Annotated in this window: 14 protein-coding genes; 7 read left to right on the top strand and 7 right to left on the bottom strand. The window is 71.4% G+C overall.

The features are described from left to right. The first annotated feature begins 101 nt into the window (after positions 1-101). Together ACESMR_RS21630 and ACESMR_RS21625 are read left to right on the top strand one after the other, a co-directional pair. Positions 102-980: a DNA integrity scanning protein DisA nucleotide-binding domain protein gene (locus tag ACESMR_RS21630; RefSeq protein WP_373049210.1), complete on the top strand. Its 879-nt coding sequence runs from the start codon at positions 102-104 to the stop codon at positions 978-980. Between the two features lie 54 nt (positions 981-1,034). Beyond that, a complete protein-coding gene (locus ACESMR_RS21625) occupies positions 1,035-2,819 on the top strand; it encodes a histone deacetylase family protein (protein ID WP_373049209.1) in 1,785 nt (594 codons plus the stop codon). A gap of 46 nt (positions 2,820-2,865) precedes the next feature. On the opposite strand, the gene ACESMR_RS21620 is transcribed toward ACESMR_RS21625, so the two are convergent. The 3 genes from ACESMR_RS21620 to ACESMR_RS21610 are packed head-to-tail and all read right to left on the bottom strand — an operon-like array spanning position 2,866 to position 4,852. After that, on the bottom strand, positions 2,866-3,768 hold the full coding sequence (locus ACESMR_RS21620) for a TIGR02757 family protein (protein WP_373049208.1): 903 nt from the start codon (positions 3,766-3,768) through the stop codon (positions 2,866-2,868). A 29-nt stretch (positions 3,769-3,797) separates the two neighbouring features. Then, positions 3,798-4,514, bottom strand: a complete 717-nt coding sequence (locus ACESMR_RS21615) for a molybdenum cofactor biosynthesis protein B (RefSeq protein WP_373049207.1) — start codon at positions 4,512-4,514, stop codon at positions 3,798-3,800. Next, positions 4,514-4,852 carry a Rieske (2Fe-2S) protein gene (locus ACESMR_RS21610; protein WP_373049206.1) on the bottom strand — a complete coding sequence of 113 codons (339 nt, stop codon included), beginning with the start codon at positions 4,850-4,852 and terminating at the stop codon, positions 4,514-4,516. The genes ACESMR_RS21615 and ACESMR_RS21610 overlap by 1 nt, the downstream gene beginning before the upstream one ends. A gap of 69 nt (positions 4,853-4,921) precedes the next feature. Here ACESMR_RS21610 and ACESMR_RS21605 point away from each other — a divergent pair, with 69 nt between their 5' ends. Together ACESMR_RS21605 and ACESMR_RS21600 are read left to right on the top strand one after the other, a co-directional pair. Continuing rightward, complete coding sequence (locus ACESMR_RS21605) at positions 4,922-6,676, top strand: helix-hairpin-helix domain-containing protein (protein ID WP_373049205.1); 1,755 nt, start codon at positions 4,922-4,924, stop codon at positions 6,674-6,676. Between the two features lie 82 nt (positions 6,677-6,758). Then, positions 6,759-7,133: a hypothetical protein gene (locus ACESMR_RS21600; RefSeq protein WP_373049204.1), complete on the top strand. Its 375-nt coding sequence runs from the start codon at positions 6,759-6,761 to the stop codon at positions 7,131-7,133. Positions 7,134-7,166: 33 nt separating this feature from the next. Here ACESMR_RS21600 and ACESMR_RS21595 read toward each other — a convergent pair whose 3' ends face one another. Next, complete coding sequence (locus ACESMR_RS21595) at positions 7,167-8,864, bottom strand: mechanosensitive ion channel family protein (protein WP_373049203.1); 1,698 nt, start codon at positions 8,862-8,864, stop codon at positions 7,167-7,169. 128 nt (positions 8,865-8,992) lie between these two features. Further along, positions 8,993-10,273 carry a PTS sugar transporter subunit IIC gene (locus ACESMR_RS21590; RefSeq protein WP_373049202.1) on the bottom strand — a complete coding sequence of 427 codons (1,281 nt, stop codon included), beginning with the start codon at positions 10,271-10,273 and terminating at the stop codon, positions 8,993-8,995. 87 nt (positions 10,274-10,360) lie between these two features. Between ACESMR_RS21590 and ACESMR_RS21585 the strand changes: the two genes are divergently transcribed. The 3 genes from ACESMR_RS21585 to ACESMR_RS21575 all read left to right on the top strand — a co-directional run bounded on the left by ACESMR_RS21585 (position 10,361) and on the right by ACESMR_RS21575 (position 12,971). Continuing rightward, the gene (locus tag ACESMR_RS21585; RefSeq protein ID WP_373049201.1) at positions 10,361-11,212 is read left to right on the top strand and encodes a hypothetical protein; all 852 of its coding nucleotides are present in this window, start codon (positions 10,361-10,363) and stop codon (positions 11,210-11,212) included. Positions 11,213-11,344: 132 nt separating this feature from the next. Next, a complete protein-coding gene (locus tag ACESMR_RS21580; protein WP_373049200.1) occupies positions 11,345-12,250 on the top strand; it encodes a dioxygenase in 906 nt (301 codons plus the stop codon). Between the two features lie 106 nt (positions 12,251-12,356). After that, positions 12,357-12,971, top strand: coding sequence for a YceI family protein (locus tag ACESMR_RS21575; RefSeq protein WP_373049199.1), 615 nt, complete (start codon positions 12,357-12,359; stop codon positions 12,969-12,971). A gap of 149 nt (positions 12,972-13,120) precedes the next feature. Here the strand turns inward: ACESMR_RS21575 and ACESMR_RS21570 are convergent, their stop codons facing one another. Both ACESMR_RS21570 and ACESMR_RS21565 read right to left on the bottom strand, forming a co-directional pair. Next, the gene (locus tag ACESMR_RS21570) at positions 13,121-13,876 is read right to left on the bottom strand and encodes a NuoI/complex I 23 kDa subunit family protein (RefSeq protein ID WP_373049198.1); all 756 of its coding nucleotides are present in this window, start codon (positions 13,874-13,876) and stop codon (positions 13,121-13,123) included. 56 nt (positions 13,877-13,932) lie between these two features. Further along, complete coding sequence (locus tag ACESMR_RS21565) at positions 13,933-15,354, bottom strand: complex I subunit 1/NuoH family protein (RefSeq protein ID WP_373049197.1); 1,422 nt, start codon at positions 15,352-15,354, stop codon at positions 13,933-13,935. Between the last annotated feature and the right edge of the window lies 1 nt (position 15,355).

The raw sequence follows: 15,355 nt of genomic DNA, 5'->3' as shown, positions 1-15,355 counted from the left end.
GCGGCTAGGGCCGCGTGACGACTACGTTTTTGCGGACTCGACCCAGCTGCCGTATGGTGGGCCGATTCCCCGGAGGACACTCCTCCGGGACCTGGAAAAGCATGGCCGAACCAACGAGCAAGCTCGACCGCGAATTTCTCCGAAGTGCCCTCACCCTGGCGGCACGTCCGGAGATCGACCATCTCCTCCTGATCTCCGACTATCCCCTCGCTTCCGAGGAGCTCAAGGGACGGAGCTTGCGCCGGAAGCTAATCTACGCGGTCACCACCGACAACCTCGCCCGCGATCTGCGGGAGGACGGTTTTCGGGCGGTGGTCATCCCCGGCTACGATTATTCGCGGATGGAGAAGACCAAGGTAGCCCTGGTCGCAGCGGCCTCGACCTTCGGCGAAGGCGAGATGGTGCTCTGCGTCACCGGCCACAGGCGCTCCCTCGACACCATGGTGAAGCTCCAGGTCGGCGCCGAGGTGGACGACTCCCTCTCGGTCGAGGCGCTCCGCCTCCCGCCGGAGTTCAACCCGCAGGTGGTCGAGCAGGTCCTCGGCCTCGCCCTCGCCATCGGCCAGGAGGGCTTCGAGGGCCACCCGGTGGGCACCATCGTGGTGCTCGGCGACTCCATCGGCGTCCTCGAGAAGAGCAAGCAGCTCACCATCAACCCCTTCCAGGGGATCAGCGAGGGCGAGCGCAACATCCTCGATCCGAAGATCAAGGAGGCGGTGAAGAACTTCTCCGTCCTCGACGGCGCCTTCGTGATCCGGGAGGACGGCGTGGTCCTCGCCGCCGGCCGCTACCTGCAGTCGGGTGGATCGGACGAGCTCAAAATCCCCCTGGGGCTGGGCGCCCGGCACGCAGCCGCAGCGCTGATGACCGCCACCACGAAGGCGATCGCCCTGGTGGTCTCGCAGACCTCGGGCACGGTGCGCATCTTCCGCGGCGGCGAGATCATCTTCGAGCTGCACCAGTCCAAACGCCGGATCTGACCGGCAGGGCCCCGTGGAAGGGAACGGGGCGCCATCCGGTTCCCCTGCCAAGCCATGTTCCGGATCCGCCGCATCCACGACGACGTCGTGCCCTCGAACCGCAGCGCCATCGAGCAGGTGCAGGAGATCCTGCGCGCCCAATTCCCCCTCGCTCCCGAGAGCGAGGCGGCGGGGCTGCCCGAGAAGCTGCGCAACCCGCTCAAATACCGCTTTCGCTCGATCCTCTTCGTGGCGGAAGACGGCGCCGGCAAGGTGCGGGGCTTCGCCCTCCTCCTCCACGCCCCCGATCTCAAGTTCAGCTACCTCGACTTCCTCTCGGCGGCGACCACCCGCACCGGCGGCGGCATCGGCGGCGCCCTCTACGAGCGTGTCCGCGAGGAGGCGCTCGCCCTCGGCGCCACCGGGATCTTCTGCGAGTGCCTCCCGGACGACCCCGCCCTCTCGAAGGATCCGAAGGTCCGCGCCCAGAACGCGCGGCGGCTCGCCTTCTACGAGCGCTACGGCGCGCGCCCCCTCGCCGGCACCGCCTACGAGACGCCGCTCACGCCCGGCGACGACAACCCGCCCTACCTCGTCTTCGACGACCTCGGGCAGGGCAAGCCGCTCAAGCGCGAGCAGGCCCGGTCGATCGTGCGCGCCATCCTCGAGCGCAAATACGCGCAGCTCTGCCCCCGCTCCTACGTGGAGATGGTGGTGGGATCGATCCAGGACGATCCGGTCCGGCTCCGCGCGCCGCGCTACGGCACCGCCGAGCCGATCCGCCCGCAGCAGCGGGTGCCGGAGGACGAGCGGATCGCCCTCGTCGTCAACGCCGAGCACAGCATCCATCACGTCCGCGAGCGCGGCTACGTCGAGTCGCCGGTACGGATCCGCTCGATCCGCAAGCAGCTCGACGCCTCGGGGCTATTCGCGGAGGTGGCGCCGCGAGAGTGGCCAGACCGCCACATCGAGGCGGTGCACGACCGCGACTTCCTCACCTACCTGAAGAAGATCTGCCTCGAGCAGGCGAAGGATCAGCCGGTCTATCCCTACGTCTTCCCGATTCGGAACGCGGCGCGGCCGCCGAAGGATCTGGCGGTGCGCGCGGGCTACTACTGCATCGACACCTTCACGCCGCTGCAGAAGAACGCCTGGCTCGCCGCGCGGCGCGCGGTGGATTGCACCCTCACCGCAGCAGACGACGTGCTCCGCGGCAGGCGCATCGCCTATTCGCTGGTGCGGCCGCCGGGGCACCACGCCGAGCGCCGCTCTTTCGGCGGCTTCTGCTACCTCAACTCGAACGCGGTGGCGGCGCACTATCTGAGCCGCCACGGCAAGGTGGCGATCCTCGACATCGACTACCACCACGGGAACGGCCAGCAGGAGATCTTCTACGAGCGGGCCGACGTGCTCACCGTCTCCATCCACGGCCACCCGCGCCTCGCCTATCCCTACTTCAGCGGCTTCGCCGAGGAGACGGGGCGCGGCGCCGGCGAGGGCTTCAACGTGAACTACCCGCTGCCGGAGCATGTGGACGGTCCCGCCTGGCGGGAGACGCTGCAGAAGGCGCTGCGGCGGATCCAGGCCTACGAGCCCGCCTTCCTCGTGGTGGCGCTGGGGCTCGACACGGCGAAGGGAGATCCCACCGGCTCGTGGACCCTCTCGGCGAAGGATTTCGAGGAGAGCGGCAGGCTCGTCGCCTCGCCGGGCCTGCCCACGGTGGTGGTGCAGGAGGGCGGCTACGACAGCCGCGTGCTCGGCACCAACGCCCGGCACTTCTTCACCGGCCTGTGGAAGGGGATCCACGGCGAGCGCAAGCTGCCGAAGCGGGCGGCGAAGGCCGAGGCTGCAGGCACCTGAGCGGCTTTACCCCGGGTGTTCCACTACAGGTGTTCGACCGCAGGTATCAGCCGCCCGCTGCTTCGAGCACCGCGTAGCGCCTGCCGGCGGTGCACTCGCGCTGCAGCGGGCAGCGCAGGCAATTGGCCCGCTGCCGGCGCGCCGGGCAGGCGCCGCTCATGCCGAGGTGGCAGAGGGCGAAGTCGTAGCGCACCGGATCGTCGGGATCGAGGCGCCGCAGCGAGGCGGTGATCTCCTCCGCCGTGCGCCAGCTCGCGTCGCGGCGGCCGGTGAGCCCGAGCAGCCGCGCCACCCGGAGCACGTGGGTGTCCACCGGGATGAGCAGCGCCGACCGCGGGATCCGCCCGGCCCACGTGCCGAGATCGACCGCGTCGCGGCGGACCATCCAGCGCACGTAGAGCAGCAGCCGCTTGCAGGCGCCGCCCTTGTCGGCGTCGGCGAGGAGGTGCTCGAGCGCGCGGGTCGGCCCCATCGAGCCGGCGACGATCCGCGCCCCCTCCTCGCGGATGGTGCGGGAGAAGTGGGCGAGCGCCGGCCGCAGCTCGCCCCGCGCCGCGTATTCGGCGCCGAGGAAGGCGCCGAGGCTTCCGCGCGTGCGCACCACCTGCCCCGCCCCTGCGAGGAGCGCGCCGATGTCGGCGGGCAGGTTGAAGCGGTAGCCGAAGGAGGCGAAGCGGTGCCCGTCCCGCGCAGGATCGAAGGCGCGCACGAAGGCTGCCGGCGAAGGCCCCATCTCCCGCAGAAGGCCGAAGAGCTTGGGCCGGAAGAGATCGGCCCTGCCGTAGGCGAGACCTGCGGCGAGGAGGCCGGCGACCTCCTGGTCGGCAGGATCCGCGTAGGACCGCGGCGCCTCCACCGGATCGAAGGCGACCCGGCCTGCGGCGTCGAAGCCGGCGACGAAGGGATCGAGCACCGCCCGGAGGCGGTCGGCGCGGTTGGCGGAGAGCATCGGGAGGAAGAACCGGCGAGGGCCGCCGACTACTTCGTCACCTCGCGCACCAGGTGGCCGAGCTCCGGGAGGATGAGCCGCTCGAGCGCGGTCCTGCAGGCGCCGGTGGAGCCGGGGACGGCGAAGAGCACGAGCCCCTCCGCGGTGACGCCGGCGGTGGCCCGGGAGAGCATCGCCGCGCTGCCGATCTCCTGGAAGGAGAGGAGCCGGAAGAGTTCGCCGAAGCCGGGGATGCGCTTGGCGAGGAGGCCGTCGATCGCCTCGAAGGTCGAGTCGCGGCGGCTGATGCCGGTGCCGCCGGTGACGATCACCGCCTCGGCGCCTGCGGCCCGGGCTGCGGCGATCGCCTCCTGCACCAGCGCCGGCTCGTCGCGGACGATGGCCCGGTGGAGCACGGGGTGGCCGCGATCCTGGAGGGTCTCGGCGAGGTAGCGGCCGGAGGTGTCGTTCTCGTCGGTGCGGGTATCGGAGGCGGTGATCACGCCGACCTGCACCCGGCGCGGCGCGCTGGCGCGGTGGATCCGCGGCGCCTCGCCTGCAGCGGGGCGGTGGCGGAGGCCGCCGTGCGCATGGTCGTGGCCCCCCTGCCCGCTGCCGAGGCCGGCGGCGCCAGCGGCGAGGCGGATCTCCTCGTCGCTCCTGCCGGGCTCGTGCCCCTTGTCGAGGTGCGGCCCGCGCTGCTCCCCGTGGGCGTGGTCGTGGTGGTGATCGTGGTCGTGGTCGTGCCCGTGATCGCCGTGCGCCATCACTCCTCCTCCGGCAGGTCGACGTAGACGTCGCCGCCCTCGACGGTGACCGGGAAGGCCTCCTGGTCCCCGCAGATCAGCGGCGAGGTGACGTTCCTGCCGGTCTCCAGGTCGAATCCGATCTCGTGGCAGGGGCAGACGGCGGTCGCCCCGCCCTCGGGCCGCCGGTCGAGCCAGCCCATGGAGATCTGGCAGCCCGCGTGGTTGCACCAATCGTCGATCGCGCGGTACCTGCCGTCGACTCGCCCGAGGAGCACCAGCCGCCCGCTTTCCGACTCGTAGCCCCGCATCTCGCCGTCCCGAAGGTCGGCGGGGCCGAGCCGCACCCGCTTGCTCACGATCCAAACCTCTTCCCGCAATGGCCATCCTCCATAACACGACGTTCGCGCGAACGGAGGGCGACGAGCATGGACCGACATGATGTGGCGCGTGCGCTGCGGGAGCTTGGCGACCTGCTCGAGGTCGATGGGGAGAGCGCGTTCAAGGTGCGCGCCTACCGCGTCGCCGCCGACCGGATCGCGGCGCTCGCCGAGCCCCTCGACGAGCTGGCGAGGCAGCGCCGCCTCGGCGAGATCCCCGGCGTCGGCCCGGCGATCACCCAGAAGATCGAGAGCCTGCTCACCGAGGGACGCATCCCCCTGCTCGACCGCCTGCGGGCGAAATACCCCGCCGGTACCGCGGCGCTCCTCCGGGTGCCGGAGCTCGGGCCCAGGTCGGTGGCGCAGCTGGTGGAGGCCGGCATCGACACGGTGGAGGCGCTGGAGGAGGCAGCAGCGAACGGCAGCCTCGGCCGCTTGAAGGGCTTCGGGCCGAAAAAGGTGGAGGCGGTCCTCCGCGGCATCGAGCAGCAGCGTCGCCACGGAGCGAGCAAGCCGCTGGCGGAGGCGCTGCCGATCGCCGAGGAGATCCTCGGCCACGTGGAGGAGGACCCCGCCGTGCACCGGGCGAGCATCGCCGGCGCGGTGCGGCGGTGGGAGGAGAGCGTGGAGGGGATCGAGCTCCTCGCCGCCACCAACGATCCGAAGCGGACCCTCGAGTGGTTCACCCGCTTCCCCGCGGTGGAAAGGATCCTCGAGCAGACCACGAGCACCTGCACCGTCCAGCTCCACGACGGCACCCGCGTCACCCTGGTCACCACGCCGCAGGAGGGCTGGGCCCCTGCCCTCCTCCTCCACACCGGCCCGCGGCGCCACCTGGAGCTGGTCTGCGACCGCGCCGAGAGGCTCGGCCTCGAGGTGGCGGAGACGGGCCTCTTCGGCAGCGACGGCAGGCGTCTCGATCCGCCGGACGAGGCGGCGCTCTACGCGGACCTCGGGATGCAGCCCGTCCCGCCCGAGCTGCGCCACGACGATCAGGCCTTCGCCGACGCACACCACGGCGAGCTCCCGGCGCTGCTCACCGAAGACGACATCCGGGGGATGACCCACTGCCACACAGTCTACAGCGACGGGAAGCACTCAATCCTGGAGATGGCGATCGCCGCCAGGCACCTCGGCTTCGAATACCTCACCATCACCGACCACTCGCAGACCAGCCACTACGCCCGCGGCCTCACCCCCGATCGCCTGCGCGAGCAATGGGACGAGATCGCCCGGGTCCAGGAGGAGGTGCCGGAGGTGCGGCTCCTGCGCGGCAGCGAGGTGGACGTGCTCGCCGACGGCAGCCTCGACTTCCCCGACGAGATCCTCGAGCAGCTCGACGTGGTGATCGGCTCGATCCACCAGCGCCACGGCCTCGACGAGGACGGGCAGACCCGGCGCCTGGTGCGCGCCCTCTCCCACCCGCTGCTCTCGTGGATCGGCCACCCCACCGGCAGGCTGGTGGGCTCCCGGGATCCCTACCCGCTGCGCATGGAGGAGGTCTTCGAGGCGGCGCTCGCGAGCGGCAAGGCCATGGAGGTGAACGGCACCCCGCACCGCCTCGATCTCTCCGGGGCGCACGTGCGGCTCGCGGTGCGGATGGGGGTGAAGCTGGTGGTCAGCACCGACGCCCACTCCACCCTGGGGATGAAGGCGCTGCGCTACGGCGTGGCCACCGCCCGGCGCGGACGGGCGACCAGCGCCGACGTGCTCAACACGCTGCCGGCCGACGGCTTCCTCGCAGCGCTGCGAGGCGGGCGGTGGCACCACGAGACGACGGGGGCCGTGCCGGCAGTGGATTGACAGGGCCCGTGGCGCTGGCCACGCCTGAAGGAGGAGCGGCGCCGCTCGCGGCCCGCCCCACGCAGGAAAGGGAGGGATCGACATGACGACAGGCGCGATGGTCCGCAACGAGGGCAGTGGAAGCTGGGCCCGGATCGCCAGCGCCATGGTGGGCGCCTGGCTCTTCATCTCGGCCTTCGCCTGGCGGCACAGCGACGCCCAGCTCTTCAACACGTGGGCGTCGGGCGCCGCCGCGGTGGTCTTCGCGCTCGTCTCGCTGGCGGCGCCGCAGGCCCGCTTCCTCAACACGGCGCTCGCCATCTGGCTCTTCATCTCGGCCTTCGCCCTGCCGACGGCGAGCGGCTCTACGACCTGGAACAACGCCATCGTGGCGGTGCTGCTCTTCGCCTTCTCGCTGGTGCCCGAGCGGCGGCGCCACCCGGGCGCCTTCACCCACCACCGCCGCGTCACGGTGTGAGCGCCCAGTGCGTGGGCAAGATCCGAGAAGCGGTCAGGCGCTCTTCGCCCGGGCCGGGGGCGCAGGGGCGGGCTCCTGCCCTGCGTACCAGCCGCCGGCGAGCTCGTTGGCGCCGGGCCTGGCGAGGGTGCCGCCGGGCCCGTGGGCCTGCACCACCTGCGCGAGCTGCTCGGGCGAGAGCGGGGGCTGCAGCTGCCGTGGCGCCCCGGGCTCCGCCACGTATTCGTGGTGCACCGTCCAGGTCGGGAAGGCGAATTGCACGCCCAGGTTTTTCGCCAGCCGCAGCACCTCGAGATAGACGTTGTGCCGCTCGCGGAGCTCCTCGGTCCAGCTCGCCACCTCGAAGAAGAAGTAGAGCATCACGTCGAGCGAATGGGCGCCGAAGCCCGAGAAATGGACCTCGTAGTAGTCCTTCCGCGTGTGGGGATTGGCGCGGAGGATGGCGCGGACGCCCTCGACGAAGGCCTGCATCTGCTCCGGCGTGGTGTCGTAGGTGAGGCCGAGGGTGACGTTGGTGCGGCGGTATCTGCGGGCGCCGTAGTTGTCCACCTTCGCGTCGGCGATCTTCGAGTTCGGCACCGTCACCAGCGAGTTGTAGAAGGTGCGGATCCGGGTGGAGCGGAAGCCCACCTCCTCGACGATCCCCTCGGTGCCGCCGTCGAGCACCACCCAGTCGCCGATCTGGAAGGGCCGGTCGGCGAAGATCATCACGCTGCCGAAGAAATTGGCGAGGGTGTCCTTCGCCGCCAGGGCGAAGGCGAGACCGCCGATGCCGAGGCCGGCGAGGAGCGACCCCACGTCGACGTCGAGGTTCTGGAGCACGAAGAGCGCGCCGAGGATCACCGTGGCGACCTTCATCGAGCGCCGGACCAGCGGCACGAGCTGATCGTCGAGCTTGGAGTCGGTCTGCGCCGCGCGGTGGGCCAGCCCTTCCGAGAAGACGTCGACCAGCCGGTAGGCGGCCCAGACCACGGAGATCACCGCGAGGACCCGCACCGCCACCTGCACCACCAAGGCCGCCTTGATCGGCAGGTGGAGCGAGGGATAGGCCACCGAGATCACGCCGGCCATCACCAGGGTGGCGCCGGGCGAGTCGAGGGCGCCGACGAATTTGCTGGCCCACGCCTGGCCGAAGCGGCCGACCAGCCGCTGGATCCGGTTGGCCACCACCACCTGGATCACCTTGCGCAGGAGCAGGCCCACGAAGACGAGGCCCACGAGCGCGAGGTACTGCCAGAGCTCGACCCCGAAGACGGCGCCGCGCAGGCTGCGGGGCATGCTGTCGATGAAGCCCTCGGCGACGCCGGAATAGGTCTCGAGGTGGAGGGCGTCGACCCGGTCGAGGACCGGGCGCGGCCAGCGCCACATGCCGTCCGCCTGCTTCTCCACGTAGAGCGTGGGCAGCTTCGGGTGGACCACCACCCGCGCCTCGCCGCTCTTGCGGTCGACGAAGTCCTCGCGGTCGGAGATCCGGGCCATCTCCACGTAGAGGCTGCGGCCGTCGTAGATCTCCTTGAGCCTGCGGGCCACGAGCTTGAGCTCGTCGGGCGAGCGCCCTTCGGGATCGAGGCAGCTCGCCGCCAGATCGAGGGAGCGGGACTCCGGCTGGAGCCAGCCGAAGAGCGACTCGGCCGCGTGGCGCGGCGTCACGCAATCGGTGGGCGGCGCAGCGCTCGCCAGCGAGGGCGAGGCGACGACGAGCGCGAGCAGCAGGGTCCGGAGAGCACCCACGACAAAGACCTCCAGATGGCTCCCGGCGGGAGCAAAGGGACGAAGCGCGTCTTCTAGCGACAAACGCTCGGCGTTCCAACCACCGAGCGGCAGGCACGATGCCCTGCGGGCCGTCGCTTCGGACCCGGTCAGGCCGCGAGCGATCCGGCGAGCGGCGCCTCTTCCGGCACCTCGCGAGCGAGGAGCGCGCGATCCCAGGCCCGGAGGAAGGGCCACCAGATCGCTGCGGCGAGGGCGAGGTTGCCGAGCTGCAGGACCACCGCCGCTGCGTCGCCGCCGGTGGCGAGGAAGGCCCCCACCGGCGCGGGCAGCGTCCAGAGCACGTCGAGGCGGGGCCGGGCCACCCAGCCCGCCGACATCGCCAGCCAGGTGGTGGTGGCGCTCACCAGCGGCGCGGCGACGAAGGGCACCGCGAGCCGCGGGTTCATCACCACAGGCAGACCGAAGAGGATCGGCTCGTTCACGTTGAAGAGCGCCGGCACGAAGCCGAGGCGCCCCACCGCCTTGAGGGTGCTGCTCCGCGCCCGCAGCAGGAGCAGCGCCGCCGCGAGGGTACCGCCGGAGCCGCCCTGCCACACGAACCAGAGGAAGAACTCCCGGGTGGCGATGTGGGGCGGCAGGCCGCCTGCCGCGGCGACCTCCATGTTCTCGGTGAGCATCGCCAGCCAGAGCGGCTTCACCGGCGCGAGGAGCGCCAGCGGGTGGAGGCCGATCAGCCACATCGCGCTGTCGACGAGGCACAGGGCGAGCACGCCGGGGAGCGAGTCGGAGACGCCGACCAGCGGCTTCACCAGCAGCTCGAGGACGGCGACGAGATCGAAGCCCGCCACGTGGACCACCAGCCAGCAGCCGGTGACGGAGGCGAAGCCGGGGACGATCGAGGCGAAGCTCTTGCCGATGGCGTCGGGTGCAGAGGGCGGGAGGCGGATGGTGAGGTTGCTGGCGGCGACGAGGCGCTGCAGCTCCACCGAGCCCAGGGCGATGGCGAGGGCGCCGAAGAGGCCGCCGGCGCCGAGTCGCGCGCCGGCGACGCCCCACCCGCCGGCCTCGAGCTGCACCGGCCCCAGGGCGACGAAGAAGGAGGCCACCGCCACCAGCGCGGTACCGAGCTCGTCCATCCCCCGCTGCCGCGCCAGCGAGCGCGCCGTGCCGAAGCAGACGTAGAGGGCGATGAGCCCGCCCAGCATCCGGTAGGGCACGATCAGGGTGGGCAGGTACGGCGCGGCCCACTCCTGCAGCACCCGCAGCGGCGGCTGGGCGAGGAGGAGGAAGGTCGAGCCGATGAGCACCAGCGGGAGCGCCGCCACCACGCCGTCGCGAACGGCGGTCAGGTGGGGCTGCCTGCCGAGGCGATCGCCGAGGCGCCGGAGCGATTCGCGCGCGCGCGAGCTGGCCTGGGGCGTGGACACCGGCGCATCCTGCCAGCGGGGGGAGAGCGGCGCCACTGGCACGCGCTCGCTCGCCCCGCAGCCCCGGCCCCGCTACCATCGGCCCCCATGCGCCGGTTCGCCGCCCTCCTCGCCCTCGCCTGCCCCGCCGTGGCCGCTGCCCACGGCGAGCTCCCCGTTGCCCTCGAGGCGCCTGCGGGCCCCGGCAACGTGGTCGAGGCAGGTGCGCCCTTCACCGCGCGCTGGCACGACACCGACGTGGGCGGCGGCACCCTCACCCTCTTCGCCAGGCGCACGCCGGCGCCGCCCTACGTGGCGAGCTGGCCGATCGAGGGGATCGAGGGCGAGGTGGTCTTCGGCCCGGTGGCGATCGAGGACCGGGCCAACGAGGCGGCGATCGACACCGCCGCCCTCGGCCCGGGCCACTGGTTCCTCTGGGCCGCCGTCCACGAGGCCGACGGGCACAGCCAGTACGTGCCGCCGGCGGGTGTGCTCACCGTGGTGGAGCCTGGCGGAACGGCTGCTCCCTCGGTCTTCGTCGACGCCCCCGCCCGCAACGACAGCGCCGCGGGGCCGGCCTACGAAGTGCGCCTCTCCACCTGGCCCGCCGAGGCGTCGGTGGTGGTCGACCTCTTCGGCTCCATCGACGACGTGGAGGGCACGCGGCTCCGGCTCCTCGCCACCGCCACCGGCGGCACGGATCGCCTGGTCCCGGTGGACGTCCGCTGCGCCGGCGGCGGCAGCGGCTGGCTCACCCTCCAGGCCCGGGTCCGGGGCGGCGGCGCCGCCTTCGCCGCCGGCCGCGTCCTCCTCGACGAGGACGACGTGGCGGGTGCCGCGCCCTGCCCCGCTGGCACCGGGGACGCCCCCGCGCCGGGCGGTGGCTGCAGCAGCGCCGGCGCGGCGCCAGCCGGATTGCTGGCCCTGCTGGGCACACGCCGGCGCCGCCGCACCCGATAGCCCCCGCCCCTCTGTTGCGGGAATCCTCCCTCGATGCTAAATCGTTCGACATCGATGCAACCAATGTCGAAGCATTGCATCCGACTCGGCGCCCGCCACGGTGGCGGCAGGCCGAGGGGGACGGAGCCCGAGATGAAGCCGATGGATCGCCGCCGTTTTCTCCAGCTCGCAGCGGGCACCGGCCTCGCCGCGCTCGGTGGCTGGGGTGGCGTGCGGGCCCTCGGCGCAGCGGAAGGTGGTGGACCGGTGATCTCGCAGCAGCCCCGCCGCGCCCCGGCGGTCTTCGTCTCCCACGGCTCGCCGATGGTGGGGATCGAGACCGATCCCTACACCGACGCCCTCGCCCGATTCGGCGCGGCGGAGGCGCCTGGCGCCATCCTCGTCGTCTCGGCGCATTGGGAGGCCGGCGGCCCGATCCGCGTCACCTCCGCGGATCGCCACGGCACCATCCACGACTTCGGCGGCTTCCCGCGGGCGCTCTACGAGGTCCGGTACCCTGCCACCGGCGCGCCCGCCCTCGCCGCCGAGGTGAGCGAGCGGCTCGGCGCCGCAGGCTTTCCGGCGACCCTCGACGCAGGGCGCGGCCTCGACCACGGCGCCTGGGTGCCGCTGCTGCGGATGAAGCCGCGGGCCGACGTGCCGGTGGTGGCGGTCTCGCTTCCCGATCCCCGCACCCCGGACGAGCTGCTACGGATCGGCGAGGCCCTCCGCCCGCTCCGCGACGCAGGGGTGCTGATCCTCGGCAGCGGCGGGATCGTCCACAACCTGCGGATCCTCGAGTGGCGGGAAAAATTCGCTCCCGCAGCGGATTGGGCCCGCGGCTTCGACGAGTGGGTCGCGGAGCGCCTCGCCGGGGACCGGGATCTGCGCGCCTTCCGGGAGGCGCCGAGCGGCAGGCTCGCGGTCCCGACCAGCGAGCATTTCGATCCGGTCTTCGTCGTCCTCGGCGCATCCACGCCGGGCGACGTCCACGAGCCGATCTTCACCGGCTTCCACTACGGAACGCTCTCCATGCGGACCTTCGCCCTGCGTTCCTGACTGAAAGATTCGGACGCCTCGAGCGTCCGCCCACCGAGGCGTCGCACGACGCCCTGTACGCCTCGCGCGGAAGGGATCCGCGCGCATCATTCACAAGGAGTAAGAAATGACCCGCATCCTCGCCAGCATCGTCGCCGCAGCGGCCCTCGCCGCCCCCTCCCTCGCCTTCGCCGCCGGCTGGGCCTTCGACGCCAGCCACAGCAACGCCTCGTTCAAGGTGAAGCACATGATGGTGAGCACCGTCCGCGGTGAGTTCACCAAGGTGAACGGCAACGTGCAGTACGACATGAAGGCGCCGGAGAAGATCGCGATCGACGCCACGATCGACGCCGCCTCCATCGACACCCGCGACGCGAAGCGCGACGAGCACCTCCGCGCGGCGGACTTCTTCGACGTGGCCAAGCACCCGAAGCTCACCTTCAAGTCGAAGAGCGCCAAGCAGGTCGCCCCCGGCGTCCTCGACGTGAACGGCGACCTCACCATCCGCGGCGTGACCAAGCCGGTCGTTCTGCGCGTCGAGGGCCTGAACCAGGAGGCGAAGGATCCCTGGGGCAACGTCCGCATCGGCGGCACCGCCACCACGAAGATCAACCGCAAGGACTTCGGCCTCACCTGGAACCAGGCCCTCGAGACCGGCGGGCTGCTCGTCGGCGAGGACGTCGAGATCGCCATCGACGTCGAGCTGATCAAGCAGGCCGACAAGGCCACCGCCGCGAAGTAGTCGGCGGCAGCAGCCGGATGAACGAAGCGGGGCACGCCAGCGATGGCGGCCCCGCTTCGTCGTTCCTGTGCACGCCCATCTCCCCCAGGAACGCCGAAGGGCCCCGTCGCCGGAGCCCTTCGTGCGTTCGCTGGCTGATCCGCCCCGGCCTACTTGCGGCCGGCGCCGATCACCGGCTTCTGGAAGTCCGCCTCGACGAAGCGCGGCTGCGTCGGATGGGCGCGGCCCACCGGGTGCTGCGCCTTCGACTCCACCGCCTCGGTGCTGTGCTTGGCGAGGCCGTGCATCGGCACGTGCTGCGGCGGCTGCTTCGAATCCGGGCGCTTCACCCAGGGATCGCTGGGGTAGCTCACCGCAGGCCCCTTGAGCAGGCGCTCGACGGGATAGACGAAGCCGTCGCGGCGGAACTCCGGCGGCACGTGGGTGAAGGTGTCCATGCGGATGGCGTCCTTCGGGCACGCTTCCACGCAGAGACCGCAGACCACGCAGCGGAGCTCGTCGATGACGAAGGCCGTCGGATACTTCTCGATCGGATCGTCGGCGTACTCGCCCGCTTCGATGTAGATGCACTGCGCCGGGCAGACCGTCGCGCACATGTAGCAGGCCACGCAGCGCGGCTTGCCGTCCTCGCGCGGCACCAGGCGGTGCAGCCCGCGGTAGCCCACCGGGTAGGGGATCTTCTCCTCGGGGTACTGCACCGTGGAGACCGCGTTGCCGAGGGTGCCCTTGCGGTAGACGACCTCGGGGTTGGCGTCGCGGTTGCCGAACCAGTTGCCGAAGAAGTGGCGGGTGGTCACCGCGAGACCGCGGAGGACCTCGGGGATGTAGAGCCGCTCGTACCACGAGAGGCCCTTGTCCTCCTCGATGTGGAACTCGCGCGGCGCGTGCTTGGGATCGTGGGCCATCTGGGGACCATCTCCCGCCGACGCCTCCGGGGAGGCGCCGGCGCTGGCGGATTCGATTAGTGACCGTGCCCGGAGGCCACGGAAGGAGCGGCGGTGCTCTCCCCGCTGTAGCGGACGCTGGTGGGCCGCTTCGACGGGTAGAGCGCCGTGATGCCGACGAGCAGGAGGAGCTGCACGATGCCCACGAGCGCGAGCAGATCGAGCGAGGTATCCAGCAGGATCAGCACACCCGTCACCACGATGTTCACGATGGCGAGGGGCAGCAGCACCTTCCAGCCCAGGGTCTGGATCTGGTCGTAGCGGAAGCGCGGCATCGTCCAGCGGATCACCAGCTGCACCCAGGTCAGGATGCCGAGCTTGGCGAGGAAGGTGAGGCCGAGGATCACGGCGAGCGGGAAGACGCCCCAATTCGCGGCGATCCACTGCTCCACGCCCCAGGCCGGCGGCAGCGGCAGGTGGAAGCCGCCGAGGAAGATCGCGACCACCACGCCGGAGAGCACCACGATCTCCATGAACTCGGAGATCATGAAGAGGCCGAAGCGCATGCCCGAGTACTCGACGAAGTAGCCGATGATCTCCGACTCGCCTTCCGGCGCGTCGAAGGGGGCGCGCTTGGTCTCCGCGAAGGCGGCGGTGAAGAAGAGCAGGAAGCCGAAGGGCTGGAGGAAGATGCCCCAGGCCGGCAGCACGCCGCCGAAGACGCCCACCGACTGGGCGGCGGTCATCGTCTCGAGCTGCAGCGAGCTGTAGGCCATCATGCAGCCCACCAGCGACAGGCCCAGCGCGATCTCGTAGGCGATCATCTGCGAAGCGCCGCGGACGCCGCCGAGGAGCGCGAAGCGGTTGTTCGACGCCCAGCCCGCGAGGGAGGTGCCGTACACCGCCAGCGAGGCGAAGGCGAAGATGTAGAGCAGGCCGATGTCGAGGTTCGGCGCCACGGTGAGCGCCACCGGGAAGGCGGCGCTGGCGCCGAAGGCATCGGCGATCCCGGCGATGAAGGGGATCTCCGCCGCGGGGATGGCGGGAGCCACCGGCACCACGGCGAAGAGCACGAAGACCGGCGCGAAGGCGAGCATCGGCCCCAGGGCGTAGAGCGTCCGGGAGACCGAGCCCGGCACCACGTCCTCCTTGGTCAGCATCTTGATGCCGTCCGCGAGGAAGTGGGGCAGGCCCGCCAACGGCCGGTTCTTGAGGCCGGGGATGATCGAGAACCGGGCGCGGTTCGGACCGATGCGGTCCTGCATCATCGCCGACCACTTGCGCTCGGCGAGGGTGAGCATCGACGCGATGATCATCACCGCGCCGAGGATCAGCGTCAGCGTGTTGACGACCGCCATGCCGATGTAGGCACGGCCCGCGCCGAAGAGCGCCTCGGTGACCACGCCGCCGAAGGCTGCGAGGAAGTAGAAGACGGCCACCGCGCCGAACGCCAGCGCGAGGATGCCGATGATGACGGATGTGACGAGTGCAGCGCGCATC

It is taken from the genome of Vulgatibacter sp. (assembly GCF_041687135.1).
GTDB lineage: Bacteria > Myxococcota > Myxococcia > Myxococcales > Vulgatibacteraceae > JAWLCN01.
Note: the sequence above shows the minus strand (reverse complement) of the source record. Positions and strands in the feature narration are given on the sequence as shown.